21 protein-coding genes are annotated in these 24911 nt (G+C 70.8%); 10 read left to right on the top strand and 11 right to left on the bottom strand.

Annotated features, from left to right (window positions below):
• Positions 1-8 precede the first annotated feature (8 nt).
• The 8 genes from I8E28_RS11345 (at position 9) to I8E28_RS20955 (ending at position 8700) form a co-directional block, all read left to right on the top strand.
• Positions 9-1565 (top strand): methyl-accepting chemotaxis protein, encoded by a 1557-nt coding sequence (locus I8E28_RS11345; protein WP_200788169.1) that lies wholly within the window; start codon positions 9-11, stop codon positions 1563-1565.
• Between the two features lies 1 nt (position 1566).
• Positions 1567-2826: a methyl-accepting chemotaxis protein gene (locus I8E28_RS11350; protein WP_200788170.1), complete on the top strand. Its 1260-nt coding sequence runs from the start codon at positions 1567-1569 to the stop codon at positions 2824-2826.
• 11 nt (positions 2827-2837) lie between these two features.
• On the top strand, positions 2838-3659 hold the full coding sequence (locus I8E28_RS11355; protein WP_200788171.1) for a CheR family methyltransferase: 822 nt from the start codon (positions 2838-2840) through the stop codon (positions 3657-3659).
• Positions 3659-4261, top strand: a complete 603-nt coding sequence (gene cheD, locus I8E28_RS11360) for a chemoreceptor glutamine deamidase CheD (RefSeq protein WP_200788172.1) — start codon at positions 3659-3661, stop codon at positions 4259-4261. The genes I8E28_RS11355 and cheD overlap by 1 nt, the downstream gene beginning before the upstream one ends.
• The gene (locus tag I8E28_RS11365; protein ID WP_200788173.1) at positions 4258-5316 is read left to right on the top strand and encodes a protein-glutamate methylesterase/protein-glutamine glutaminase; all 1059 of its coding nucleotides are present in this window, start codon (positions 4258-4260) and stop codon (positions 5314-5316) included. The genes cheD and I8E28_RS11365 overlap by 4 nt, the downstream gene beginning before the upstream one ends.
• Positions 5317-5387: 71 nt before the next feature.
• On the top strand, positions 5388-5591 hold the full coding sequence (locus I8E28_RS11370; protein ID WP_200788174.1) for a hypothetical protein: 204 nt from the start codon (positions 5388-5390) through the stop codon (positions 5589-5591).
• Between the two features lie 76 nt (positions 5592-5667).
• Positions 5668-6267 carry a DUF4142 domain-containing protein gene (locus tag I8E28_RS11375; RefSeq protein WP_200788175.1) on the top strand — a complete coding sequence of 200 codons (600 nt, stop codon included), beginning with the start codon at positions 5668-5670 and terminating at the stop codon, positions 6265-6267.
• A 6-nt stretch (positions 6268-6273) separates the two neighbouring features.
• Positions 6274-8700 carry an ATP-binding protein gene (locus tag I8E28_RS20955; RefSeq protein ID WP_200788176.1) on the top strand — a complete coding sequence of 809 codons (2427 nt, stop codon included), beginning with the start codon at positions 6274-6276 and terminating at the stop codon, positions 8698-8700.
• A gap of 3 nt (positions 8701-8703) precedes the next feature.
• On the opposite strand, the gene I8E28_RS11385 is transcribed toward I8E28_RS20955, so the two are convergent.
• Complete coding sequence (locus I8E28_RS11385; RefSeq protein WP_200788177.1) at positions 8704-9792, bottom strand: histidine kinase; 1089 nt, start codon at positions 9790-9792, stop codon at positions 8704-8706.
• A gap of 109 nt (positions 9793-9901) precedes the next feature.
• On the opposite strand from I8E28_RS11385, the gene I8E28_RS11390 reads away from it, so the two are divergent.
• Positions 9902-11014 (top strand): NAD(P)/FAD-dependent oxidoreductase, encoded by a 1113-nt coding sequence (locus I8E28_RS11390; RefSeq protein ID WP_200788178.1) that lies wholly within the window; start codon positions 9902-9904, stop codon positions 11012-11014.
• Positions 11015-11280: 266 nt separating this feature from the next.
• Here the strand turns inward: I8E28_RS11390 and I8E28_RS11395 are convergent, their stop codons facing one another.
• A complete protein-coding gene (locus I8E28_RS11395) occupies positions 11281-12318 on the bottom strand; it encodes a quinone-dependent dihydroorotate dehydrogenase (RefSeq protein ID WP_200788179.1) in 1038 nt (345 codons plus the stop codon).
• A 42-nt stretch (positions 12319-12360) separates the two neighbouring features.
• Here I8E28_RS11395 and rpiA point away from each other — a divergent pair, with 42 nt between their 5' ends.
• Positions 12361-13032, top strand: coding sequence for a ribose-5-phosphate isomerase RpiA (rpiA, locus tag I8E28_RS11400; protein ID WP_200788180.1), 672 nt, complete (start codon positions 12361-12363; stop codon positions 13030-13032).
• Between the two features lie 22 nt (positions 13033-13054).
• Here rpiA and I8E28_RS11405 read toward each other — a convergent pair whose 3' ends face one another.
• The 9 genes from I8E28_RS11405 to I8E28_RS11445 form a co-directional block, all read right to left on the bottom strand.
• Positions 13055-13711, bottom strand: a complete 657-nt coding sequence (locus I8E28_RS11405) for a DUF4124 domain-containing protein (protein ID WP_200788181.1) — start codon at positions 13709-13711, stop codon at positions 13055-13057.
• Positions 13712-13740: 29 nt separating this feature from the next.
• Positions 13741-15768 (bottom strand): M3 family metallopeptidase, encoded by a 2028-nt coding sequence (locus I8E28_RS11410; RefSeq protein WP_200788182.1) that lies wholly within the window; start codon positions 15766-15768, stop codon positions 13741-13743.
• Between the two features lie 67 nt (positions 15769-15835).
• Complete coding sequence (locus I8E28_RS11415) at positions 15836-16534, bottom strand: ABC transporter ATP-binding protein (protein ID WP_200788183.1); 699 nt, start codon at positions 16532-16534, stop codon at positions 15836-15838.
• Positions 16531-18357, bottom strand: a complete 1827-nt coding sequence (locus I8E28_RS11420; RefSeq protein WP_200788184.1) for an ABC transporter permease subunit — start codon at positions 18355-18357, stop codon at positions 16531-16533. The genes I8E28_RS11415 and I8E28_RS11420 overlap by 4 nt, the downstream gene beginning before the upstream one ends.
• Positions 18354-19229 carry a branched-chain amino acid ABC transporter permease gene (locus tag I8E28_RS11425; protein WP_200788185.1) on the bottom strand — a complete coding sequence of 292 codons (876 nt, stop codon included), beginning with the start codon at positions 19227-19229 and terminating at the stop codon, positions 18354-18356. The genes I8E28_RS11420 and I8E28_RS11425 overlap by 4 nt, the downstream gene beginning before the upstream one ends.
• A 73-nt stretch (positions 19230-19302) precedes the next feature.
• Positions 19303-20643, bottom strand: a complete 1341-nt coding sequence (locus I8E28_RS11430) for a substrate-binding protein (RefSeq protein WP_200788186.1) — start codon at positions 20641-20643, stop codon at positions 19303-19305.
• Between the two features lie 162 nt (positions 20644-20805).
• On the bottom strand, positions 20806-21666 hold the full coding sequence (gene folD / locus I8E28_RS11435; RefSeq protein ID WP_200788187.1) for a bifunctional methylenetetrahydrofolate dehydrogenase/methenyltetrahydrofolate cyclohydrolase FolD: 861 nt from the start codon (positions 21664-21666) through the stop codon (positions 20806-20808).
• A 27-nt stretch (positions 21667-21693) separates the two neighbouring features.
• Positions 21694-22323, bottom strand: a complete 630-nt coding sequence (locus I8E28_RS11440; RefSeq protein WP_200788188.1) for a response regulator transcription factor — start codon at positions 22321-22323, stop codon at positions 21694-21696.
• 20 nt (positions 22324-22343) lie between these two features.
• Complete coding sequence (locus I8E28_RS11445) at positions 22344-24893, bottom strand: PAS domain-containing sensor histidine kinase (protein WP_200788189.1); 2550 nt, start codon at positions 24891-24893, stop codon at positions 22344-22346.
• Between the last annotated feature and the right edge of the window lie 18 nt (positions 24894-24911).

A 24911-nucleotide genomic window follows, 5' to 3' on the forward strand; every position in this document is an offset into this window, starting at 1 on the left:
GCGTCCGCATGAAGATGAAGACGTTCACCGCCGAGGCCGTGCTGCACGCGCTGATCGGCACGCTGCTGCTGATCACCGCGATCGCGGCGGGCTACGGCTGGTACGCGACCCACCAGGTGGGCGGCGCCGCGGCCACCGCGATCGAGGAGGTCCGCGAGCTCGGCGTGTCCGTCGGCCGCCTGCAGGGCGAGGAAGCCGTCGTGCGCAAGGAGCTGGGCCGCCTCGAGGTCGATCGGCAGCTCGCCGAAGGCTCCGACGCGAACGAGTCCGTGGTGCTGGCGCGCATCTCGGCGCTGGAGGGCCAGATCGCCGAGCTGAAGAAGCAGGACGAGGACCTGCGCCGGCGCGCGTTGCAGGCCGACGCGGCTGCCAAGGCCGAAGCCGCGCGGGTGGCCGAAGCCGCCCGCGAAGTCACCGTGCAGGCCGGTGCCGTCATGGGCGTGCTGGTCGCCCTCGCGCTGGTGCTGGCCTGGAAGTTCCGCGACTGGATCCGCGCCGCCAACGTCGGGCCGCTGAAGACGGCCGTGCAGCTGGTGCGCCGCGTCGCCGACGGCGACCTCACCGGCACCACGGCAGGCATGGACCAGCTGCACACGCGCAAGCTCGCGCAAGCCCTGGACCAGATGACCGGGAACCTGCGCGCGCTGACCTCGGAAGTGCAGCACAGCGCGCGGTCGGTCGCCGACACGAGCGCGCAGATCGCGCAGGGCAACCTGGACCTGTCGCAGCGCACCGAGGAGCAGGCCAGCACGCTGGAGCAGACGGCCAGCTCGATGGAGGAACTGACGTCCACCGTCGCCCTCAACGCCGACAACGCGCGCCAGGCCAGCCAGCTCGCGTCGGGCGCCGCCGACATCGCGCGCAAGGGCGGCCGGGCCGTCGCGCAGGTGGTGACCACGATGGACGGCATCGCCGCCTCGTCGCGCCGCATCGGCGACATCATCGGCGTCATCGACGGCATCGCGTTCCAGACCAACATCCTCGCGCTCAACGCCGCCGTCGAGGCGGCGCGCGCCGGCGAGCAGGGCCGCGGCTTTGCCGTCGTGGCGGCCGAAGTGCGTGGCCTCGCGCAGCGCAGCGCCGCCGCCGCCAAGGAGATCAAGACGCTGATCGGCGACTCGGTGCAGCAGGTCGAGGCCGGCACCCGGCAGGTCGACGACGCGGGCCGCACGATGCAGGAGATCGTCGATTCGGTGCGCCGGGTCAGCGGGCTGATCGCCGAGATCGCCGCCGCCAGCCAGGAGCAGAGCTCCGGCATCGGGCAGGTCAATTCCGCCGTTGCCCAGATGGAGCAGGTGGTGCAGCAGAACGCCTCGCTGGTCGAGGAAGCGGCGGCGGCAACCGAATCGCTCAAGGAGCAGGCGGCGACGCTGCTGCAGGCGATCTCGCGCTTCAAGCTCGACGCCGCCGGTGCCGAGGCCGAGCCCGAACCGCTGCAGCCGATCGAAGCGGCTGCGCCTCCGCCGGCGCCGATCCGCGTGCGCGCGGCCGGCAAGCCGCGCTACGTCCCTTTCGCGCGTGGCCGGCAGGAGCCGCCCACCGACAGCCATTGGCAGGAGCTTTGAGATGCCCGGTTTGAGCATGGCGGCCAAGTTGCGGCTGTTCACGGTGTTGCCGGCGCTGCCGGCGGCGGCCGCCGCAGGGATCGCGTGGTGGGGTGGGGCTGACACGAACGCCGTCTTCGCGATCGGCGCGCTGGCCATCGTCACGGGCGCCGGGTCCGCGCTGCTGATGCGCGGCATGCGCCGCGGGGTGCAGGCGCCGCTGCGTGCCGCCACGCGCGTCATCCTGAGCGTCGCCGACGGCGACCTCACGGACCGCGTCAGGCTGCGCACCGAGGGCGAGACCCAGGGCATGCTGGACGCGGTCGAGGGCATGACGGACCGCCTGCGCGGGCTCGTGAGCGAAGTGGCCCACCGCGCGCGCAGCGTCGCGGACACCAGTTCGCAGATCGCGCAGGGCAACCTGGACCTGTCGCAGCGCACCGAGGAACAGGCCAGCACGCTGGAGGAGACCGCCAGCTCGATGGAGGAGCTCACGTCCACCGTGGCGCACAACGCCGACACCGCGCGCCAGGCCAGCAAGCTCGCCGCCGAGGCATCCGCGACGGCGCAGCGCGGCGGCGAAGTGGTCGACGAGGTGGTGCGCACGATGGACGGCATCCTCGACGCCTCGCGCAAGATCGCCGACATCATCGGTGTCATCGACGGCATCGCCTTCCAGACCAACATCCTGGCGCTCAATGCCGCCGTCGAGGCGGCCCGCGCGGGCGAGCAGGGCCGCGGCTTCGCGGTGGTCGCCGCCGAGGTGCGCAACCTCGCGCACCGCACGACCGCCGCCGCCAAGGAGATCAAGGGCCTCATTGCCGACTCCGAGCAGCGGGTGCAGGCCGGCTCGACCAAGGTCGACGCTGCCGGCCACACGATGGTCGGCGTGGTGATGTCGGTGCAGAAGGTCAGCGACCTGATCGCCGAGATCGCCGCCGCCAGCCAGGAGCAGAGCGCCGGCATCGGCCAGGTGAACACCGCCGTGTCGCAGATGGAGCGCGTCGTGCAGCAGAACGCATCGCTGGTGGAAGAAGCCAGCGCCGCCACCGAGTCGCTGCGCGAGCAGGCGCAGTCGATGCTGCAACTGGTGGCGCACTTCAAGGTGGGCGACCAGCCCGCCGCGCCCGCTGCCGCGCCGCGCGCGGCCGCGAAGCCCGCTGCGCCGTCGCCGATCAAGGTCAAGCCGGCCAGCGCCGCGCTGCCGCCCGCGTACACCGCGGCGATCTCCGCCGCGTTGCACAAGCCGCGCGCGGGGCAGGGCGACTGGGAAGAGTTCTGAGGAGCACGCCCGTGGCCGAGCCCGGCGACACCGCGGACCTGCTCGGGTCCGCCGAGTACGAACTCGCGCGCCGGCTCATCGCCGACTACGCGGGCATCAAGCTCAGCGAGCACAAGCGCTTCATGGTGCACAACCGGCTGTCGCGGCGGTTGCGCGCGCTGGGCATGGAGAGCTTCGCCGGCTACCTCGAGCTCGTGCAGCGGGGCGGCGCCGAGCGCGAAGCCTTCGTCAACGCGCTGACCACCAACCTCACGGCGTTCTTCCGCGAGCCGCACCACTTCGAATTGCTGGCGGCGCGGGCCCGCGCGCATGCCGCGCGCGATTCGCGCCCCCTGCGCGTGTGGTGCTCCGCCTGTTCCACCGGCGAGGAAGCCTGGTCCATCGCGATCACGCTGCGCGAGGCCGGTTGCCGCTTCGAGTTGCTGGCCACCGACATCGACACCGACGCCCTCGCCACCGCGTCCGCGGGCTTGTACTCGCGCGAGCGCACCGACAGCCTGGCGCAGGAGCGGCTGCGCGCGCACTTCCTGCGTGGCGTGGGCGTCAATGAGGGCTGGGTCAGCGTGCGGCGCGAGGTGCACCAGGGCGTCACCTTCGCGCCGCTGAACCTGCTGGCGCCGACCTGGCCGTCGATGGAACCCTTCGACGTGATCTTCTGCCGCAACGTCGTCATCTACTTCGACCGCGAGGCGCAGCAGCGCCTGCTGGGCCGCTTCGCCGGCCTGCTGCGCGCGGGCGGCCTGCTGGCCGTGGGCCACGCCGAGAGCTTCCCCGCCGGGCACCCGCGGTTCCGTGCCTGCGGGCGCACGGCGTACGAGTACGCGGGGGCGTGATGGACGCCGAAGGGCCGCTGCGCTATTTCGACCGCGAGCTGCAGGTCGAGTCCGTCAAGCTGGCACCGGGCCAGTTCCACGCCGCGCGCGGCGCCGGCTCGATCAGCACGGTGCTGGGGTCCTGTGTGTCCACCTGCCTGTGGGACCCGGTCGAGCGCATCGGCGGCATGAACCACTTCCTGCTGCCCGGCAAGCCCGCGTCGGCGTCGCCCTGGGCCGTCTCGGGCCGCTTCGGCGTGTATGCGATGGAAGTGCTGATCAACGACATGGTGCACCTCGGCGCCGACCGGCGCCGGCTCGTGGCCAAGGTGTTCGGCGGCGCGCACGTGCTCAGCGGCTTCGACACGCTGGACATCGGCGCGCTGAACAGCCGCTTCGTGCTCGATTTCCTGAAGGAGGAGCGCATCCAGGTCCTGGCGCAGGACCTGCTGGGCAGCGCGCCGCGCAAGCTGCACTTCTTCCCCGACACCGGCAAGGTGCAGCTGCGCCGCCTGCAACTGCAGGGAAACGACCCGGTGGAGCGCATGGAGCGCGCCTACCTCGCGCGCCTCGCGCGCGAGCAGAAGGGCGGCGACGTCGAACTGTTTGCGCCGCCGCGATGATCCGCGTCCTCGTCATCGACGATTCCGCGGTGATGCGCGGCTTCCTCGGCCGCGTCGTCGCCGCGCAGCCGGACATGGTGCTCGCGGGTGTCGCGTCGGACCCGGTGCTGGCCATCGACCGCATCCGCCGCGAGGCGCCGGACGTCGTCACGCTGGACGTCGAGATGCCGCGCATGAACGGGCTCGACTTCCTGCGAAGGCTGATGGCGATGCGGCCGTTGCCGGTCGTCATGGTGTCGTCGCTGACGCAGCACGGCGCCGAGACGACCATGCGCGCGCTGGAACTCGGCGCGGTCGATTTCTTCCCCAAGCCGGCGTCCTTCGAAGGGCTCGAGGCGGCGGGCACCGAGGTGGCCGAGAAGATCCGCGCCGCGGCCCAGGCCCGCGTCGGCCGCCGCGGATGGGCGCCGATGGACAGTGCCTACGCGCCGCTGGAACCCGCGGCCGCCGCGCCGGGCAGCCTGCGTCCCGGCGCCATCGTCGGCATCGGAGCCTCCACGGGCGGCGTGGAAGCCTTGCGCCGCATCCTCGCGGAACTGCCGGGACCGATGCCGCCGATGGTGGTTGCGCAGCACATGCTGCCCGGCTTCAGCCAGGCGTTCGCGCGCCGGCTGGACGCCATCAGCCCGCTCGACGTGCGCGAGGCGCAGGACGGCGACGTGGCGCAGCCCAACGGCGTCTACATCGCGCCGGGTGGCCGCCACCTGGTGGTCGAACGGCGCGGGGGCGGCTACCGGCTGCGCCTGAGCGAGGACGCGCCGGTGAATCGGCACCGGCCTTCGGTCGACGTGCTGTTCCGCTCGCTCGCGGACTGCGCGGGACCAGTGGCCATCGGCGTGCTGCTCACGGGCATGGGCTCCGACGGCGCCGAAGGACTGCTCGCGATGCGTTTGCGAGGGGCGCTGACGCTGGCGCAGGATGAGGCCAGTTCGGTCGTGTTCGGCATGCCGCGCCAGGCCATCGTGGCCGGGGCTGCCCAGGAGGTGGTCGGCTTGGACGAGGTCGCGCCGAGGCTGCGCGCCGCCGTGGCGCCTGCAAGTGTCGGAAAAGGCTGACGCCCTGCACCGGCGGGGTCCCACGGGGCCCGGAACGCATCGGCTCTCCAATCGCTGAGCTTGCAAACAAGATGGACGACACGACCGACCAGGGACAGGAGCTTGACCGTGGTCACGGCAGCCGCCGTGGCGGCGCGCCGCTGCGGCCGCATCGCAGCGGCGAAGGCATGGCCAGCGTGATCGAGCACCTGCGTCGCCAGCTGGGCGAGCGGCGGGCCGCCTGGGACCGCGACGACGTCGGCCCCGCCGACGACACGCGGCCGCCCCCCGGCTGAAGCTGCATTCGGTTGCACTCTGTAGCCCCAGCCGTGGCGCGCCTCGTGCACTGTTGGGTCCACGATGACGGACCCCTTGCGAACAATCGCGCTCGGCGCCTGCCTGCTCGCCACCCTGGCGCCGGCAATGGCCCAGCAACCTTCTCCCCTCCCGGGTGATGCAGCGAGTGCCGCGAGCAGCAGCCTGTCCCGCGAGGACCGGGAGTTCCTGCGCAACGCCGCCGAATCGGGACTGGCGGAACTGCAGGCCGCGCAGCTGGTGCTGCAGGCCGCGACCTCGCCCGAGGTGCAGCGGTTCGCGCAGCAGATGGTGCAGGAGCACACGGCGTCCAACGCCCGCCTGGCCGCGATCGCGGCCCGCAAGGGCGGCGAGCTGCCCGCGGCCCCGGGGCTGGTGGAGCAGGGCCGCATCCGGCTGCTGCAGGCCAGCACCGGTCCCGAATTGGAGCAGTCCTACGTCGACGGGTTGGGCGTGCGCGCGCACCAGGGCACCGTGGCCCTGTTCCAGCAGCACGCGGAACGCGGCCAGGACCCGGATTTGCGACGCTTCGCGCAGGAGCAGTTGCCCCAGTTGCGGCAGGACCTCCAGGTCGCGCAGCAATTGCAGGCGCGGATGTCCCCCCAGGCAGGCCCCGGCACCTCGATGGGCGCCGGCGGCGTTCCCGACGACCGCTAGCCGCGCGTGAACCCGGAGCCGTCGCCGCCGACCCGGCCGCGCGAACGCGCGGTGTGGCCGGTCGCCGCGGGCTACCTGGCATTCGGCCTGGCCTGGATCCTGTTCTCGGACCAGCTGGGAGACCTGTTCTTCCGCAATCCCGACGCGCTCACGCGGTTCCAGACCTGGAAGGGCGTGGGCTTCGTCCTGTTCTCCACCCTGGTCGTGCTGTTCGCGCTGGGCGGCCAGGCCTTTCGCATCCGGCGCCCGGCGCCCGAAGCCCGTGGCGCGCCGGTGCTCTGGTTGCTGTCGCTGCTCGTGCTCGCCACCGCGCTGCCGATGGTCGCGCTGCTCGGCTGGAGCATCCTGAAGGACGCGCAGGCCCGCATGGCGGCGTCGGAGGAATGGATCGCGGCGACGGCGGAGAACACGGCAGCGAAGGTGTCCGGGATGCTCGCCACCGACTTTCGCCTCGCCGTCGCCATCGCGCGGAATCCGGACGTGCGTGCGCTCCGGCCGCACGCCTGCGACGCGGTCAACGGGATGCTGCCCGATACCGACGAGGCGCCGATCTCGCTGGCGCTCCTGGACCGCGCAGGGGGCGTCGTCTGCGGGGACGGCGCGGGCTGGGACGGCGCGCCCCCGTGGTGGCGCAGCTTCCGCGAAGCGCCGCGCACGTTCCTCGCGCCGCTCGAGCAGGGGCCGGACGGGTGGCACTTCGCCGTCGTGCATCCGGTCCTCGGAGGATCGGGCCTGCCTGGGGCGGTGGTCCTGCGCGTGCCGGCGTCGGCCATGGAGGGCGCCATCGACGTCACGCTGCCGCGCAGCGGGCTGGTGGCCGTGCTCGACGGCGCGGAGCGACTGGTGGTGCGCTGGCCGGGCGAGTCGGAATTCGTCGGCCGGTCGGTGCGCGAGCTGCCGAACGCAGAGCGCTTGCGCGAGCACGCGAACTTCGCGGCGGAAGGCATCGATGGCGTGCAGCGCCTGTACGGCTCCCGCCCCGTGGGGGACACGGGATGGACCGTCGTCACGGGCGCCGCGCTGCAGGACGTGCACGCGCCCGTGCGCGACGCGGTGCTGCGATCGCTCGCGATCGGCCTCGCCGTCGTGGCGCTGTGCAGCTGGCTGGTCATGCGGCTGGCGGGCTCCATCACGCGGCCCCTGCGGGCCCTGCACCACACCGCCGCCGCGGCGGCGCTGGGCGACTTCGACCAGCGCGCGCCGGAAGCCGGGCCCGCGGAGCTGGCCGCCGTCGCCGCGGGTTTCAACCGGATGCTGGAACGCCTGCCTGAACTGCAGCGCGAGGTGCGCGAGTCCGCGCAGCGGACCGAGCAGCTGGTCGAGCGGCTCTCGCGGCACGTGCCCAGCATGATCTTCGTGTACCGCCTTCCCGCCGGGGGGCGGGCCCGCTTCAGTTACGCCAGCCACGCCATCCACCGCATCTTCGGACTCACGCCCGCCGACGTGGAGCACGACGCGCAGCCGATGCTCGACCGCGTGCATCCGGACGACCGGGACCGTGTCGCGGACACGCTGCGCCGGTCCGTGCGCGAGCTGGTGCCGTTCGAGCTCGCTTACCGGGTCCTCCATCCCGACGGCCGCGTGCGCCACGTGCTCGCGCTCGCGGAGGCCGAGCCGTCGGAGGGCGAGACGGTGTGGTACGGCTCGGTGACGGACGTCACCGAACTGCGCGACAAGGAGGTGGCGCTGCGCGAAGCCAACGAGACGCTGGAGCAGCGCATCGCCGAGCGCACCGCCGACCTCGCGGCCGCGAACTCGGCGCTGGAGGCGTTCGCGTACTCGGTCGCGCACGACCTGCGCGCGCCGCTGCATTCGATCGAGGGCTTCACGGAGGGCGTCGACCACGCGCTGGCCGCGGGCGACGTGCCGCGCGCGCAGGGCTTCACGCGGCGCGTGCTGGCCAATGCGGTGCGCATGAACCTGTTGATCGACGGCTTCCTCGCGCTGGCGGGTGCGGCCCGGAACGAGCTGGACGAAGCGCCGTTCGACCTGGCGCGCGTGGTGCAGGGCGTGCTGGCGGACCTGGCGCCGCCACCGCACGCCACCGTCGACGTCGCGCCCCTGCCGCGCGTGCTGGGCGACGCCGCGAGCCTGCGGCAGGTCTGGATGAACCTGCTGTCCAACGCCCTGAAGTACAGCGCCAACCAGCCGCGCCCCGTGGTCCGCGTCGACTGGCGCCTGCAGGACGACGAGGCGCAGTTCAGCGTCGAGGACAACGGCGCCGGGTTCGACCCGGACTACGCGCACAAGCTGTTCCAGCCGTTCTCGCGCCTGCACAAGCCGCAGGAATTCGAGGGCACCGGCGTGGGCCTGGCGATCGTGCGGCGCGTGGTGGAGCGGCACGGAGGCCGCGCCTGGGCCGAGGCCCGTGCGGAAGGCGGTTCACGCTTCTGGTTCTCGCTGCCCGCGGCACGCGTGCTCGGGCCGCGCTGACGCTCAGAGGATCGCGCGGACCGCCACGCCGCGTCCCGGCGACGTGCGAATGTGCAGGCGGCCGCCGACCAGCTCGATGCGTTCGATCATCCCGTACAGGCCGACGTTGTGCTCGCCGGGCTGTCCCGACAGCACCGTTGCCTTGTCGAACCCGATGCCGTCGTCGACGACCAGCACGGCGATGCGGTCATCCGGCAGGAACCGCAGGCGCACGTCCACGCGCGAGGCCTTGGCGTGGCGCACGACGTTGGCGGTGGCCTCCTGCACCAGCCGCACGGCGGCCGAGGCGTTCTCGCCCGGCCGCACGGGCTCGATGCCGCGCGTCAGCACGCGCACCTGCAGGCCCGCCGGCTCGGCGAGGCGCTGCACGGCCGTCTGCACCGCGGTGGCCACGCCGAGCAGGTCCAGTTGCGCGGGCCGCAGCGAGAACGACAACGTGCGCACCTGGCCGATCGCGCCCTGCACCAGGTCGACCGCGGTCGCTGCATGGCGCTGGGCGGCCTCGGGCTCGGCGGCGCGCTGGGCCGCGTGCAGGTGGATCAGAACGCCGGTCAGCGTCTGGCCGAGCTGGTCGTGCAACTCGCGCGAGATCAACAACCGCTCGCGCTCCTGCGCCGCGACGGCGCGGGCCGACAGCCCCTTGAGGCGCTCGTAGGCGGCCGCGAGTTCGCCGGAGAGCCGGTCCTGCTCCACGACGCGGGTCCGTTCCTCGAGCACGCGGTCGATCACCTGCGGCAACGTCCCCAGCCGGTCCTTGGTGACGTAGTCCTTGGCCCCGCAGCGCAGCACGTGCACCGCCGCGTCCTCGCCGATCGCACGCGTGACGACCACCAGCGGCGTGCTGCTGCGGCACGCCGCGAGGATCTGCAGCGCGGCGTACGGCGAGAAGCGCGGCAGGTTGTAGTCGCACAGGATCATGTCGTACGGCTCGCCGATCGCCGCCGAGAACGACTCGGCGTCGTCGACGCGGTCGATCGTGTAGCGGCGATGCGGGGCGGCGCGCTCGAGGGCCAGCGCGACCAGTTCGGCGTCGTCGGGGTTGTCTTCGACGCACAGCAGGCGGACGGGGGAGGGCAGGGCGGAACTCGGCACGATCGGGGCGGGGCAGTGTAGCGGGCCGGCCGGGGCCGCGGGTGCGAGAATGCCGCGCCTCGTGGGCCGCCGGGTCTCGGCGGCGCGAAAAGCAGCAGTGGGAGCGTGGATGGACCAGGTCGATGCGGTGGTGGTGGGAGCGGGCGCGGTCGGCCTGGCGGTCGGGCGCGCGCTGGCACGCGCGGGCCATGAAACCGTGGTCCTGGAAGCGCAGCCGGGCATCGGCCAGGGCGTGAGCTCGCGCAACAGCGAGGTGATCCACGCCGGGCTGTACTACGCGCCCGGCTCGCTCAAGGCCCGCGTCTGCGTGCGGGGCAAGGAATTGCTCTACGCACTCTGCGCCAGCCACGGCGTCGACCACCGCCGCTGCGGCAAGCTGACCGTCGCGACCAGCGAGGAGGACCTGGCCGCCTTGCGCGGGCTGCAGGCGCGCGCGGTCGCCAACGGGGTGCCGGTGCAATGGCTCGAAGCGCGCGAGGCGATCGCGCTGGAGCCTGCCTTGCAGTGCCTCGCCGCGCTGCACTCGCCGACCACGGGCATCGTCGACAGCCACCAGTTCATGCTGGCCCTGCAGGGCGACCTGGAGCGCGATGGCGGGATGGTGGCCCTCGCGTCCGCGGTGCAAGGCGCGCAACTCGCGGAACGTGACGGCGAGCCGCACGTGGTGCGGCTTGCCGATGGCAGCGAACTGGCCGCCACGCGGCTGGTGAACGCGGCCTCGCTGCATGCCTGCGCGCTCGCGCGGCAGTTCGACGGGCTGGACGCACGCTTCGTGCCGCGCGAGTGGTTCGCCAAGGGCAACTACTACGCGCTGCAAGGCCGCGCGCCGTTCTCGCATCTCATCTATCCGGCGCCAGGCGATGCGCACCTGGGCACGCACCTGACGCTGGACCTGGGCGGCCAGGCCAAGTTCGGCCCCGACCTCGAGTGGCTCGACGTGCAGTCGCCGGAGGAGATCGACTACGCGGTCGATCCGGCGCGCGCGGATGGCTTCTATGCCGAGGTGCGCAAGTACTGGCCCGGGCTGCCGGACGGCGTCCTGCATCCCAGCTACAGCGGCGTGCGGCCCAAGATCCACGGGCCGCACGAGAAGGCGGCCGATTTCCGCATCGACGGGCCGGCGCTGCACGGCGTGCCGGGGCTGGTGAACCTGTTCGGCATCGAGTCCCCGGGCCTCACGAGCGCGCTGGCGATCGCCGAGGATGTCGCCGCGCTGCTCTAGGAGCCTGGGCGGCAGAGAGACGGCCCGCGCCGCGACCAGAAACGCGTCAGGCTAGGCGCGGTCCGACGCGCTGTACTCGATGTACAGAAGGAGGCCGTAACGACGCATGGCGCGTTTCTGGTCACGGCCCGGAGGGTTGGGCCGATAAGAGGCCATATGCGTCGTTGGCGCCACGGGTCCAGCCGGCCAGGCTGGACCCGCGCCCGCGCCTAGACTCTGGCCCCTTCTCGGCCCAACGCGGACCCGTCTCTCTGCCGCCCAGGCTCCTACCTGAGGGCGCGCAGCGCCTTCGCGACCTCGGGGACGATCGCGGGCCCGCGGTAGATCAGGCCCGTGTAGACCTGCACGACATCCGCGCCGGCGCGGATCTTGGTCGCCGCGTCCTCGCCGGAGAGGATGCCGCCGACGCCGATGATGGGGAACGAAGATCCCAGCGCCGCGCGCAGTTGCGCAATCACGCGGTTGCTGGCGCCCAGCACCGGCGCTCCGCTGAGGCCGCCGGCTTCCCCGCCATGCTCCATGCCCTTGACCGCGTCGCGCGACAGCGTGGTGTTGGTGGCGATGACGCCGTCCATGCCGTGCCGGCGCAAGGTCGCCGCGATCACGTCGACCTGCGCCTCGTCCAGGTCGGGCGCGATCTTCACGAACAGCGGCACGCGGCGGCCGTGCTCGCGCGCGAGCGCCTCGCGGCGCTCGGCCAGGGCGGAAAGCAGTGCATCCAGCGCTTCGTCCGACTGCAGCGCGCGCAGGTTCTTCGTGTTCGGGCTCGAGATGTTGACCGTCACGTAGTCGGCGTGCGGGTACACGCCGGACAGCCCGAGCAGGTAGTCGTCGGTGGCGCGCTCGATCGGCGTCGCGGCGTTCTTGCCGATGTTCAGGCCCAGCAGGCGCCCGCGGCTGCGGAACGAGGAGCGCTTCACGTTGGCGACGAAGGCGTCCAGCCCGTCGTTGTTGAAGCCGAGCCGGTTGATCAGGGCGTTGGCCTGCGGCAGGCGGAACATGCGCGGCTTCGGGTTGCCGGGCTGCGGCAGCGGCGTCACGGTGCCCACCTCGACGAAGCCGAAACCCATGCCGCCCAGCGCGTCGATGCAGCGCGCGTTCTTGTCCAGCCCGGCGGCGAGGCCGACGCGGTTCGGGAAGCGCAGCCCGGCCAGCTCGATCGGGTCCTCGACGAAGGGCGCGCACCAGGCCAGCGCCAGCGGCGTGCCCTGCAGTTTCTGCAGCGTGCCGAGCGTCAGGTCATGCGCCGCTTCCGGGTCGAGGCCGAACAGGAAGGGACGCGCGAGGGAGTAGGGCAGGGGCATGGATAATTCTTCGCATCAGCAACGCAACCCCGGGATTGTCGCGTGACCCAGGATGAATTGAAGGGCCTGGTCGGCCAGGCCGCCTTGCAGTACGTGGTGCCCGGCGAGATCGTGGGCGTCGGCACCGGGTCGACGGTGAACAGGTTCATCGAGGCCCTCGCCTCCATGAAGGACCGCATTCCCGGCGCGGTGTCCAGCTCGGTGGCGTCGACCGAGCGCCTGCGCGCGATCGGCGTGCGCGTGTTCGATGCCAACGAGGTCGGCGAGCTGTCGGTCTACATCGATGGCGCCGACGAGATCGACGGCCGCGGCCACATGGTCAAGGGCGGCGGCGCGGCGCTCACGCGCGAGAAGATCGTCGCGGCGCAATCGCGGCGCTTCGTCTGCATCGCGGACGAGAGCAAGCTGGTGGAGGCGCTGGGCGCGTTCCCGATCCCGGTGGAAGTGATCCCGATGGCCACGGCGCGCATCACGCGCCAGTTCGCCGCCATGGGCGGGCAGGCCCGCCTGCGCGCCAAGGACGGCGCGCCGCTGGTGACCGACAACGGCCAGCACATCCTCGACGTGTCCGGCCTGCGCGTCACCGACCCGCTGCGCTTCGAGAGCGACGTCAACCAGTGGCCCGGGGTGGTGACGGTGGGCGTGTTCGCGCACCAGAAGGCCGCCGTGTGCCTGCTGGGCACGGCCAAAGGCGTGCGGACGATCGAGTACTGAGGCGGCGCGAGGCCGCCCGCGATCAGAACTGGATGCCGGCCGGGTTGTTCGGCGGCGGCTCCGACGGCGCGGTCGGCGTCGTGCGGGCTTGCGGGGCGGACTGCGCAGCCGCATCGGGCGCCGCCGCAACCGGCTTGGCGACCACCACCAGCGGCGTCGCCGCGGCCTGGCGGTAGCCCGGCGGCAGTTGCGACGAGCGCGGATAGCCCGCGGCATCGAGGAACTGCGTCCACTCGGCTTCCGAATAGCCCGAGAGCTGCTGGCCACCGATGGTGAGGAACGGCAGGTTCACGTTGCCCGACAGGCGTTGCAGCGCGGACACGTCGTCCTGCGTGCTGACGGTCTTCTCGGTGAACGGGATGCCGCGCGCGTTGAGGAACACGCGCGCCGAGCCGCAGGGGGCGCACTCGGGGCCGCTGTAGAAGGTGACGGGGTAGCGCGCGGTGACCTGCCGCAGCTCGTAGGGGAGCGACGCCGTGCCGGACCCGCCTTGCCCACCGGCCACCGCCGGGCCGGGCCGCGCCTGGCCCTTGGCGTCCGCCGGTGGCGGCTGGTCCGAATAGGTGACGCGGCCGTCGGGGCCGATGATGCGGTAGACCTGCGCGCCGGCAACGCCGGCCACGAGGGCGAGAGCGGCGGCCGCCAGGCGGCGCGCGGCTCGGGAACGGTCCTTCAACATGCGATCCCCCTCCGGTTGACTGCTACTCCTCAGGCCATGCCCTGGTGCCGCAGCAAGGCGTCGATGCTCGGCTCGCGGCCGCGGAACGCCTTGAAGGACTCCATCGCGGGCCGGCTGCCGCCGGCTTCGAGGATGGCCCGGCGGTATTGTCGCCCGGTTTCCACGCTCGGGGAACCGTCGCTGCCCATGGTTTCCTCGAACGCGGACCACGCGTCGGCGGACAGCACCTCGGCCCACTTGTAGCTGTAGTAACCCGCGGCGTAGCCGCCCGCGAAGATGTGGCTGAAGGTGTTGGCGGTGCGGCTGAAGGCCGGCGCCGGCAGCACGGCGACCTCCTCGCGCACGCGGCGCAGCAGGTCCATGAAGTCGCCGTCCGGCTGCATGTGCAGCACCATGTCGTACAGCGCGTATTCCACCTGGCGCAGCGTCGCGAGGCCGCTCTGGAAGTTCTTCGCGGCCAGCATCTTGTCGAACAGCGGGCGCGGCAGCGGCTGGCCGGTGTCGACGTGCGACGTCATGTGGCGGAGCACGTTCCACTCCCAGCAGAAGTTCTCCATGAACTGGCTGGGCAGTTCCACCGCGTCCCACTCGACGCCGCTGATGCCCGCCACGTCGCGTTCGTCGACGCGCGTGAGCATGTGGTGCAGGCCGTGGCCCGACTCGTGGAACAGCGTGATCACGTCGTCGTGCGTGAGCAACGGCGGCTTGCCCTCGACGCCTTCGGCGAAGTTGCACACCAGGTGTGCCACCGGCGTCTGCAGGCTCCCGGTGTCCGGGCGCACCCAGCGCGAGCGCACTTCGTCCATCCACGCGCCACCGCGCTTGCCCGTGCGCGCGGCCGGGTCCAGGTAGAACTGGCCCACCAGCTCGCCCGCGCGCTCGAGGCGGAAGAACTCCACGCCGTCCGTCCAGACCGGCGCCTCGTCGCGGCGGATCTCGACCTCGAACAGGGTCTCGATGATCTTGAACAGGCCGGCCAGCACCTTGGGCGCGGTGAAGTACTCCTTGACCTCCTGCTCGCTGAACGCGTAGCGGTGCTCCTTCAGCTTCTCGGCGATGAAGGTCCAGTCCCAGGCCTGCGGGTCGGCGATGCCCAGCTGCTCGCTGGCGAACGCGCGCATGTCGGCGACGTCCTTCTCCGCGTGCGGGCGTGCCTTGGCCGCCAGCTCGCGCAGGAACTTGACCACCTGCGCCGGCGAGTCGGCCATCTTCGGCACCAGGGACACTTCGGCGAAGTTCTTGTAGCCAAGCAACTGCGCCTCTTCCTGCCGCAGCGCGAGGATCTCGCGGATGTTCGCCGCATTGTCGAACTTCACCAGCTCGCCCCCGGCCTGGTCGCTGGCCCGAGTGACGTAGGCGCGGTACATGCGCTCGCGCAGCGGGCGGCTGGTCGCGAACTGCATCACCGGCAGGTAGCTGGGCATCTTCAGCGTGAGCTTGTGGCCGTCCTTGCCCTCGGATTCGGCGGCCGCACGCGCCGCGGCCACGATGTCGTCCGGCACGCCGGCGAGTTCTTCGAGCGACGCGTAATAGGCGAAAGCGTCCGTCGCATCGAGCGCGTTCTCGCTGAACTTCTGGCCCAGCTCGGCCTGCCGTTCCTGGATGGCGGCGAAGCGCTCCTTGGCCGCGCCCTGCAGTTCGGCGCCGCCGAGCACGAAATTGCGGATCGCGTTCTTCAGCGCCTGGCGCTGGTCCGGCGTGAGCGTGTTCAGGTCGATCGCCTTGTACTTGGCGTACAGGCGCTCGTCCGCGCCCAGGCGGGTCCAGAACTCGGTGACCCTGGGCAGCACGTCGTTGTACGCGGCGCGCAGCTCCGGCGTGTCGGCCACGCCATTGAGGTGGCTGACGGCGCTCCACGCGCGGCTGAGCCGCTCGGTGGTGCAGTCCAGGCGCGTCGAGAGCGCCTTCCATTCGGCCGGAAAGCCGGGGGCGACCACCGCTTCGAGGGCGGCTTCGCTGTCGGCCAGCAGCTGGTCGATCGCGGGAACGACGTGCTCGGGCCGGATCTGGTCGAACAGGGGCAGGCCGCCGGTGGAAAGCAGGGGATTCGTGGGCATGCCCCGATTTTGGGGCACGGCCCGGGTTCCCAACCCCGGGCGGGATTGCCGATGGCAATCGCCGCGATCAGACGCCGAGGTAGCGGTGCAGGATTTCGGGCTGCGCGCGCAGCTCGGCCGCGGTGCTTTCGTGCGCGATGTGGCCGTTGTTGATGATGTAGACGCGGTCCGCCAGGGCCAGCGTGGCGGCGAGGTTCTGCTCCACCAGCACGATGGTCTGGCCGGCGTCGGCCAGCGTGCGGCAGGCCTGGACCAGGTCGTGCACGATGACCGGTGCGAGGCCCTCGAACGGCTCGTCGAGCAGCACGATGCGCGGCGCGCGGATCAGGGCGCGGCCGATCGCCAGCATCTGCTGCTCGCCGCCAGACAGGTCGGTGCCGCGGCTCGTGCGGCGTTCCTTCAGTCGCGGGAACATCTCGTAGACGCGCTCCAGCGGCCAGCGATCCGGCGCGGTCAGCCCGGCGAGCACCAGGTTCTCCTCGACGTTCAGGCTGCCGAAGATGCGGCGCTCCTCGTGCACCAGCTGCATGCCCGCTCGGGCGACGGCGTGGCTCTTGCGGCCGACCATCTCGACGCCGCCCAGGCGCACCGAGCCGGACCTGGGCCTGACGACGCCCATCAGGCTCTTGAGCGTGGTGCTCTTCCCGGCGCCGTTGCGGCCCAGCAGGGCGACGACCTCGTTCTCCTCGACGCGCATGCCGACGTCGAACAGGATGTGCGAGTCGCCGTAGTAGCTGTTCAGGCCTTCGACTTCGAGCAGGCTCATGGCGTCACCACCTCGTGCATGCCGCCCAGGTAGGCCTGCTGGACCTGCTTGTCGTTGCGGATTTCCTCGGGCGTGCCTTCCACCAGCAGCTTGCCTTCCTGCAGCACCGTGATGCGCTCGGCGAGTTCGAACAGGGCGTCCATGTCGTGGTCGATGATCACCATCGTGCGGCCGCTCGCGATGGACTTGAGCAGCGACACCGTCTCGGCGCGCTCGCTGGGGCTCATGCCGGCCAGCGGTTCGTCCAGCAGCAGCAGCGACGGCGACGACGCGAGCGCCAGGCCGATCTCCAGCCGGCGCTTCTCGCCGTACGCGAGTTGCGCGACCGGTGCGTCGGCGCGTGCCGTGAGGTGCACCAGCGCCAGCGTCTGCTGCACGAGCTCGCCCAGGCCAGCCACCTTGTCGACACTTCGCAGCAGGTCCAGCCTGAACTTGCCGCGCAGGCGGGCCAGGGCGGCGATGGTGACGTTCTCGCGCACCGTCAGCTGGTTGAACAGCTGGTTGACCTGGTAGCTCTTGGTCAGGCCCAGCTGGCAGACGTCGGTGACGCCGCGGCCCGTGATGTCCTTGCCTTCGAACGTGATGCGGCCGGCGGTCGGCGGCACCTCGCAGGTGAGCATCTTGAAGAACGTCGACTTGCCGGCGCCGTTGGGGCCGATGATCCCGCGCAGCTCGCCCGCCCGGATGCTGAAGTGGATGTCCTGGTTGGCCACCACGCCGCCGTAGCGCTTGGTCAGGCCGGTGGCTTCGAGCACCACGTGGTCGCGCGACAGCGGCGCCTTGGTGGCGATCGGCTGGTCGGGCTCCGGTGCCGGTGCCGCGGCCTGCACGTCCTCGTCACTGCGGCGTCGCGGCGAGAACAGCTGTCGCAGCGCACCGACGATACCTTGCCGCAGGAAGCACACCAGCAGCACGAAGACGACGCCTAGCACGAGCTTCCACGCGGCGCCCAGCTTCAGCGTGGCCTGCAGGAAGTCCTGCAGGAACAGCCACACGGCGGCGCCGACCAGCGGGCCGATCAGGGTGCCGCGGCCGCCGATGGCCGTCTGGATGATCAGCTGGCCCGAGGTCTCGAACATGAAGGCGTCGGGCGGCATGAAGCCTTGCAGCACGCCAAGCAATCCGCCGGCGAGGCCCGCATACGCCGCCGCGATGACGAACGCGGTGAGCTTGTACGCATGCACGTCGTGGCCCACCGCGGCGGCGCGCAGCGGGTTCTCGCGGATGGCGGTGAGCACCGCACCGACCGGCGAGCGCACGATGCGCAGCGCGATCAGCAGGCCCACGAAGTAGCAGAACGCGAGGAACGGGTACAGCGACCAGCCGGACGTGAACGACAGCTGCATGAAACCCAGGTCGAAGCTGGGCGTCGGCACGCCCGGCAGGCCGTTCTCGCCGCCGGTCCATTCGGACAGCGGGTTGAATTCGACGAAGAAGAAGATCTCCGCGATGGCCACCGTGATCATCGCGAAGTAGATGCCGGTGCGGCGCAGCGCCAGCTGGCCGATCAGGTAGCCCGTGATGGCGGCGGCAACCATGCCGATGACCAGCGCGAGGGTCACGTGCGGGAAGCCGGCTCGCGTGAGCAGGTAGGCGGCGATGAAGCCACCGGTGCCGTAGAAGGCGGACTGGCCGAACGACAGGAGGCCGGTGAAGCCGAACAGGATGTCGAAGCCGAGGCCGAACAGGCCCCAGACCAGCACCCGGTTGACGGTGTTCGGCGCGGCATTGAGCGCCGGCAGCACGAACGGGGCGGCGGTCAGCAGCAGGGCTGCGACGACGAGGAAGACGGAAGGGCGCTTGAGCATCGGGGTGTCGTTCACTGCCGGCCCTTCGCGCCCATGAGGCCGGTCGGCCGCACCAGCAGCACGATCGCCATGGCCGCGAACAGCATCACGTACGCATAACCGGGGTTGACCATCGAGGTCAGGCTGATGATCTCGCCGGCGATCAGGCCGCCGAGCACCGCGCCGGGGAAGGAGCCGACGCCGCCGATCACGACCACGACGAAGGCCTGCACGAGAATGGCCTCGCCGACCTCGGGCGTGAGCGAGACGACCGGCGCGTTGACGATGCCGGCGAAGCCGGCCGCCATGGCGCCGATGCCGAACACCACCATGAACACGCGGTACACGTCGATGCCCAGCGAGTCGACCATGATCGGGTCGTCGATGCCGGCGCGCACGATCATGCCGAGGCGCGTGCGGTACAGCACGACGTACAGCGCGAGCAGCGCGACGGCGCAGATGCCGACCACCGCGAGCCGGTAGGTCGGGTACATCATCACGCCCAGCGAGGTGATGCCCGTGAGCAGCGCGGGTGCCTGCACGCTCAGGGACTGGCTGCTGAAGATCAGCCGCACCGATTCGACGAAGCAGATGCCCAGGCCGAAGGTGACCAGCAGCTGGTCCTCGTCGGGACGCCGGTAGAAGTGGCGGATGATCACCCGTTCCATCACCAGGCCGAGCAGGCCGACCGAGAGCGTGCCCGCCGCGAGCGCGACGAGGAAGGAGCCGGTGGCCTGCCACGCGGCGTAGCCCGCGTAGCCACCGAGCATGAACATGGCGCCGTGCGCCAGGTTCAGCACGCCGAGCGTGCCGTAGATGATGGTCAGGCCCGAGCTGATGAGGGCGAGCAGGGCGCCGAGCGCCAGGCCGTTGAACAGCTGCGAGAGGAAGTTGCTCCAGGTCAGCATCGCGATGGGTCCGGGCAGGGGCACGCGCCCGGGCCGCGTGCGAGCGGGCCGGGCGCGGGCGAGGCGGAGCAGGTCAGGTGTAGGAGCCCAGGTTGCAGCCGAAGGCGTCCGGCTTCTGCATCAAACCGGCGCCAGGGATGACTTCGACCACTTCCCAGTAGTCTTCCTTGTTGCGCATCGCGCTGGGCTTCTTGCCCTTGACGATGACCACGGGACGCACCAGCTGGTGGTCCTGCGCGCGCCAGGTCACCTCGCCGACCATGGACTGCAGCTTGCGCGGCGACTCGTACGACTTGATGACGTCAGGCGGGTAGAACGTGCCGGCGTTCTCGACGGCCTCGGCCCAGAGCGCGAACTCCATGTACGCATTCTCGGCGCCCCACTCGGGCTTGTAGCCGTACTTCTTCTCGAACTCCTGCACGAACATCTTGGCCAGCGGGTACTTGTCCTCCAGCGTCCACCAGAAGTCGGTGGCGGCATACACGCCTTCCATGACGTCGGCGCCCACCTCGCGCGCGAGGAAGGGGATCTGGTACGGGATCACCAGCTTCATCTTCGGCAGCAGGCCGAACTGCTTGGCCTGCTGCGTCGACAGCACGGCGTCGTGGCCCCAGTTCACGTTGATCAGGAACTCGGCGCCCGAGTTGGCGATGTTCGTGAGGTAGGAGCTGTAGTCCGGCGCGCCCAGCGGCGAGACCTGGTTGGTCACCATCTGCCAGCCGCCGTTCTTGGTGAGGAAGTCGTTCACCGACTTCGTCACCGTGTGGCCGTAGGTGTAGTCGGGCGTCATGAACGCCGCCTTCTTGTTCTTGCCGTACGCCTTCAGCAGCGCGGGGCCGATCGCGTTGGCGGCCGTCTCGCCGTAGAAGTTCTGGCGCACGCCGTAGCGCACGCAGTCCTTGCCCGTCGTGTCGTTGGAGCCGGAGATGCCGCAGAGGAACAGCACCTTCTCGCGCTGGGCCAGCTTGTTCAGGGCCACGGCGACGGCGCTGGAAGTGCCGCCGGTGATGGCGATCGCCTTGTTCTCGGTGATGAAGCGCTGCTGCGCCTGCACCGCGTCGTTGGGCTTGGCCGCCGAGTCGGCGACGCCGTACTTGACCTGCTTGCCCAGCACGCCCTTGGTGGTCTTGGGCGAGATCGCCTTGATCAGCGGATGGCCGGAGTTGATGTGCTCGACCGCGAGCTGGTAACCCTTGAGCTCGTCCTCGCCCTGCACGGCGTAGGTGCCGGTGCGAGGCACGCTGATGCCGATGAACACGGAGTCGCCTTGCGTGCCCGCCGGCCAGGTGCCGATCGGCTGCTGCTGGTCCGCGGCGAAGGCTTCGCGCACCAGGCCGGGCAGCGCGAGGCTGCCTGCCACGCCAGCGCCCAGCTGGATGATGCGTCGGCGGTTGGTCTTGTCGTTGGCTTGCATGGAGTCTCCTTGCCGGTTCGCACGGCGAGGACCGCCGATGCATGCGGCCAAATGTATCGATCCCGGATGGGCGCGCGGCTTGGCAAATACCCGAACGCCGCAACGCGACCGTGCGCGGGCGGCGTGGGGACAGGGCTGCCGCGCAAGCGGCGCGTCAGCGAGTCAGCGGGAGGAGGCCGCCGCGCGCTCGGCGGCTTCGAGCGTGTTGACGAGCAGCATCGCGCGCGTCATGGGGCCGACACCGCCGGGCACCGGGGTGATCCAGCCAGCGACCTCGCGCACGCCGTCGAAGTCGACGTCGCCGCACAGCTTGCCGGCGTCGTTGCGGTTCATGCCGACGTCGATGACGACCGCGCCCGGCTTGACCATGTCGGCCGTCAGCACGTTGCGCTTGCCGACTGCGGCGACGACGACGTCGGCCTGCAGCGTCATCGCCTTCAGGTCGCGCGTGGCGCTGTGGCAGATGGTGACTGTGGCGTTCTTCTGCAGCAGCATCAGCGCCATCGGCTTGCCGACGATGTTGCTGCGGCCGATGACCACCGCGTGCTTGCCGCGCAGGTCGTAGCCGATGCTCTCGAGCATCTTCATGCAGCCGTACGGCGTGCACGGCCAGAAGCCGGGCTGGCCGGTGACGAGCGCGCCGGCGCTGGCGACGTGGAAGCCGTCGACGTCCTTGGCGGGCGAGATGGTCTCGATCACCTTGCTCGCGTCCATGTGCTTCGGCAGCGGCAGTTGCACCAGGATGCCGTGCACCGAGGCATCGGCATTCAGTTCGCGGATGCGCGCCAGCAGGCGGTCTTCCGGCAGGTCGGCGGGGTACGACTCGAGCGTGGCCTTCAGGCCGGTCTCGGTGCTGTCCTTGGCCTTGTGCGAGGTGTAGACCTTGCTCGCCGGGTCGTCGCCCACGAGCAGGATGGCCAGCGAGGGCTGGATGCCGCGCGCCTTCAGCGCCTGGGTGCGGCCGGCGACCTCGTCGCGGACCTTGCGCGCGAGCGCATTGCCGTCAATCAGTTGTGCAGTCATGGGGGAGGGGGCGCGCGGCCCCGGCAGTCAGGCCTTGGCCGCGTGCGGCTGGCCCAGCGCGATCTTGAGCAGGTCGGCCACCGTGTTGGCGTTGAGCTTCTCCATGATGTTGGCGCGGTGCGCTTCCACGGTCTTGATGGAGATGCCCAGGTCGTCGGCGATCTGCTTGTTCAGGCGGCCGGCGACGATGCGCTCGAGCACCTGCGCCTCGCGGCTCGTGAGCTTGGACAGCAGCGCGTCGCGGCTGGCTTGCGACTGGTACTCGGCGAACGCGCCCTTCGCGTGTTCCAGCATGCGCTCGACCAGGTCGACCAGCTCTTCTTCCTTGAACGGCTTCTGGATGAAATCCATCGCGCCCTTCTTCATCGTGTTCACCGCCATCGGCACGTCGCCGTGGCCGGTGATGAAGACGACGGGCAGCGGCGACTTGCGTTCCAGCAGCCGGTCCTGCAGCTCGATGCCGGTCATGCCGGGCATGCGGATGTCGACGATCAGGCAGGCGACCTCGCGCGGGTCGTAGCGGGCCAGGAAGGTCTCGGCGGATTCGAAGCAGCGGACGCGGTAGTCCTTGCCCTCGAGCAGCCATTGCAGCGAGTCGCGGACAGCCTCGTCGTCATCGACGACGTACACGGTGCCCTTCTTGGGGATCAAGCTCATTCAACAACCTCCGCGGCCGCTCATGCGGGGACTCCGGCGTCCTTGCTTGCTGCAGGATTCATAGCGCCGGAGACAGGAATCCAGAAGGAGAACCGGCACCCGGCGACGTCGCTGCCATTGTAGATGTTCTCCGCCTCCATCCTTCCCTGGTGCGACTCCACGATCGTGCGGCACAGGTTCAGGCCGATGCCCATGCCCTCGGCCTTGGTGGAGAAGAAGGCTTCGTACAGGCGCTCCATCACCTCGGGCGAGAGGCCCTTGCCGGTGTCGGTGACGGTGAATTCGACGACCGCCTGGCCTTCGAGCTGGCGCGGCACCGCGCGCAGTTCGACGCTGCGCTGCGCGAGCGGCCGTCGCGCCTGGTCGACGGATTCGGCGGCGTTCTTCAGCAGGTTGACCAGCACCTGCTCGATCAGGATCGGGTCGACCATCAGCCGCGGCAGGCGCGCGGCGACGTAGTGCGACAGGCGCACGTTGCGGCGGCGCAGTTCGATCTCGGCCAGTTCCACCGCCTCCGCGACCATCGTCGCGACGTCCGAAGGCGTGCGATTCGGTTCGCTGCGGCGAACGAAGCTGCGGATGCGCTGGATGATCTGGCCGGCGCGCTGCGCCTGGCGCGCGGTCTTGTCCAGCGCCAGCAGCAGGTCGTCCTGCTGCATCTGGTTGGCCTTGATGCGCGACACCATGCCGTTGCAGTAGTTCGCGATCGCCGTGAGCGGCTGGTTCAATTCGTGCGCGACGCTGGAGGCCATCTCGCCCATGGTGATCAGGCGGCTGGCGGACTGCGCACGCTCGGCCTGCGCGGCAGACTGCTCCTCGGCGTGGCGGCGCGGCGTGATGTCGGTGGCGATCACCATCTGCGCCAGGCGGCCGTCCACCCAGTTCAGGTAACGCGAGCGCACTTCGAGCCACTTGCCCAGGTCGTTGACGAAGATCTCGGCGTTCTCCGCCTGCGCCGACGTGAGCTGGCCGGTGGGCAGCCCGACGAACGAGTCGACGTTGTCCAGCGATTCGTCGGTCGTGCGCGGCGTGTCGAGCACGCCGGCCTGCGCGACCATCGACAGGTGGCCGCCGGTGTTCTGCCCGAACCACTGGCGGTACAGCTTGTTGGCGAACAGCAGTTCCTCGCTGCCGAGTGGGGCGACGGACACCGACGCGTCCAGCGCCTCCAGCACGGTCGTGAAGCGTTCGTACGAGGCCGACAACTGCTCGCGGATGCGGTTCGGCTCCGTGATGTCGGTCATCGACGCCATCCAGCCGCTCTGCTGGCCCTTGGCATCGACCAGAGGCGAGACGTACAGGCGCGCGTCGAACAACGTGCCGTCGCGACGCTTGACGCGGACCTGGTAGCCGGCGGGCCCCGTGCGGCCGTGCAGTTCCTCGTCGAGCCGCGCCATCAGCTGGTCGAGGTCTTCCTGGGGCCAGTAGGGGAAGGGCGCGGTGCGGCCCACGAGTTCGGTCTCGTTCCAGCCCGTCATCTGGCAGAACGCCGGGTTCACGTAGGTGATGCGGCCGTGCATGTCGAGCGCCCGCATGCCGGTCAGCATGGAGTTCTCCATGGCACGGCGGAAGTTGGTCTCGGCCACGAGCGCCTGCTGCGCGCGGATGCGGCGGCGCGTGTGGCGCCAGTTGCCGATCAGCATCCAGGCGGTCATCGCGCTCAGCGTGCCCACCAGCCAGAACAGGCCGCTGCCGACCACGCCCAGGGACGTGCGGTACGCCTGCGCGCGCAGCACCAGCCCGTTGCCCACGGGGGTGACCGGCACTTCGTATTCGTTCGGCTGCGGCGAGGCCCAGACCAGCCATGGCGATACGGCGCCGCGCGGGGGCAGCACCTGGCCGGCGAGCACGCGGCCCTTGGCGTCGAGCAGCGACACCGCGTAGCGCGCCGACACCTCGGCCGGCACGCCGTAGCGCAGCAGGCTGTCGACCGAGTACTCGCCCAGCACGACACCGGCGAAGCGCGCCTGCTCGGCCAGCGGGATGTGCAGTTGGAGCAGCGGCACCGTGTCGCCGCCGCCCGCGGGTTGCAGGTAGACGGGCTGCTGGACGTCGCGCACCAGCGAGAACGTCGATTCGGTTTCGCCCGTCCTCAACGTGTCGCCCGCCAGGCGCAACTGCTGCGCCGGCACGCTGGGGCCCGCATAGCTGGCGCGAATGCGGCGGCGCTCGTCGATCCAGGCCAGCACCTGCAGCTCGGGGTACTGCGTGACCAAGGCCTCGGCGCGGCCGACGAATTCCTCGGGATCGACGTCCTTGTTGGAGACGTCGCGCGCGATGCGCATCAGCTGTTCCTGCCGCTCCAGCAGGCGCAGGCGCAGGCGCTGCTGCGCGTACTCGACGTCGCGGCGCACCGCTTCCTGCTCGCGGTCCATCTCCTCCAGCCGGAGGTACCAGAACGCCGACACGATGGCCGCCAGGAACAGCAGCACGGCGGCCAGCGGGGCGAGCATCGCGAAGCGGTCCTGCCGGCCGGGCGACTGGCGCCTCCACCAGCGCCGCAACCACGGCACCGGCGGGACGACGGGCGGATGCACGTCGTGCGGGTCGTGGGAAACGCTGTCTTGCATGGCTCGTGGGAGTGTAGG

It is taken from the genome of Ramlibacter algicola (genome assembly GCF_016641735.1).
Taxonomy (GTDB): domain Bacteria; phylum Pseudomonadota; class Gammaproteobacteria; order Burkholderiales; family Burkholderiaceae_C; genus Ramlibacter; species Ramlibacter algicola.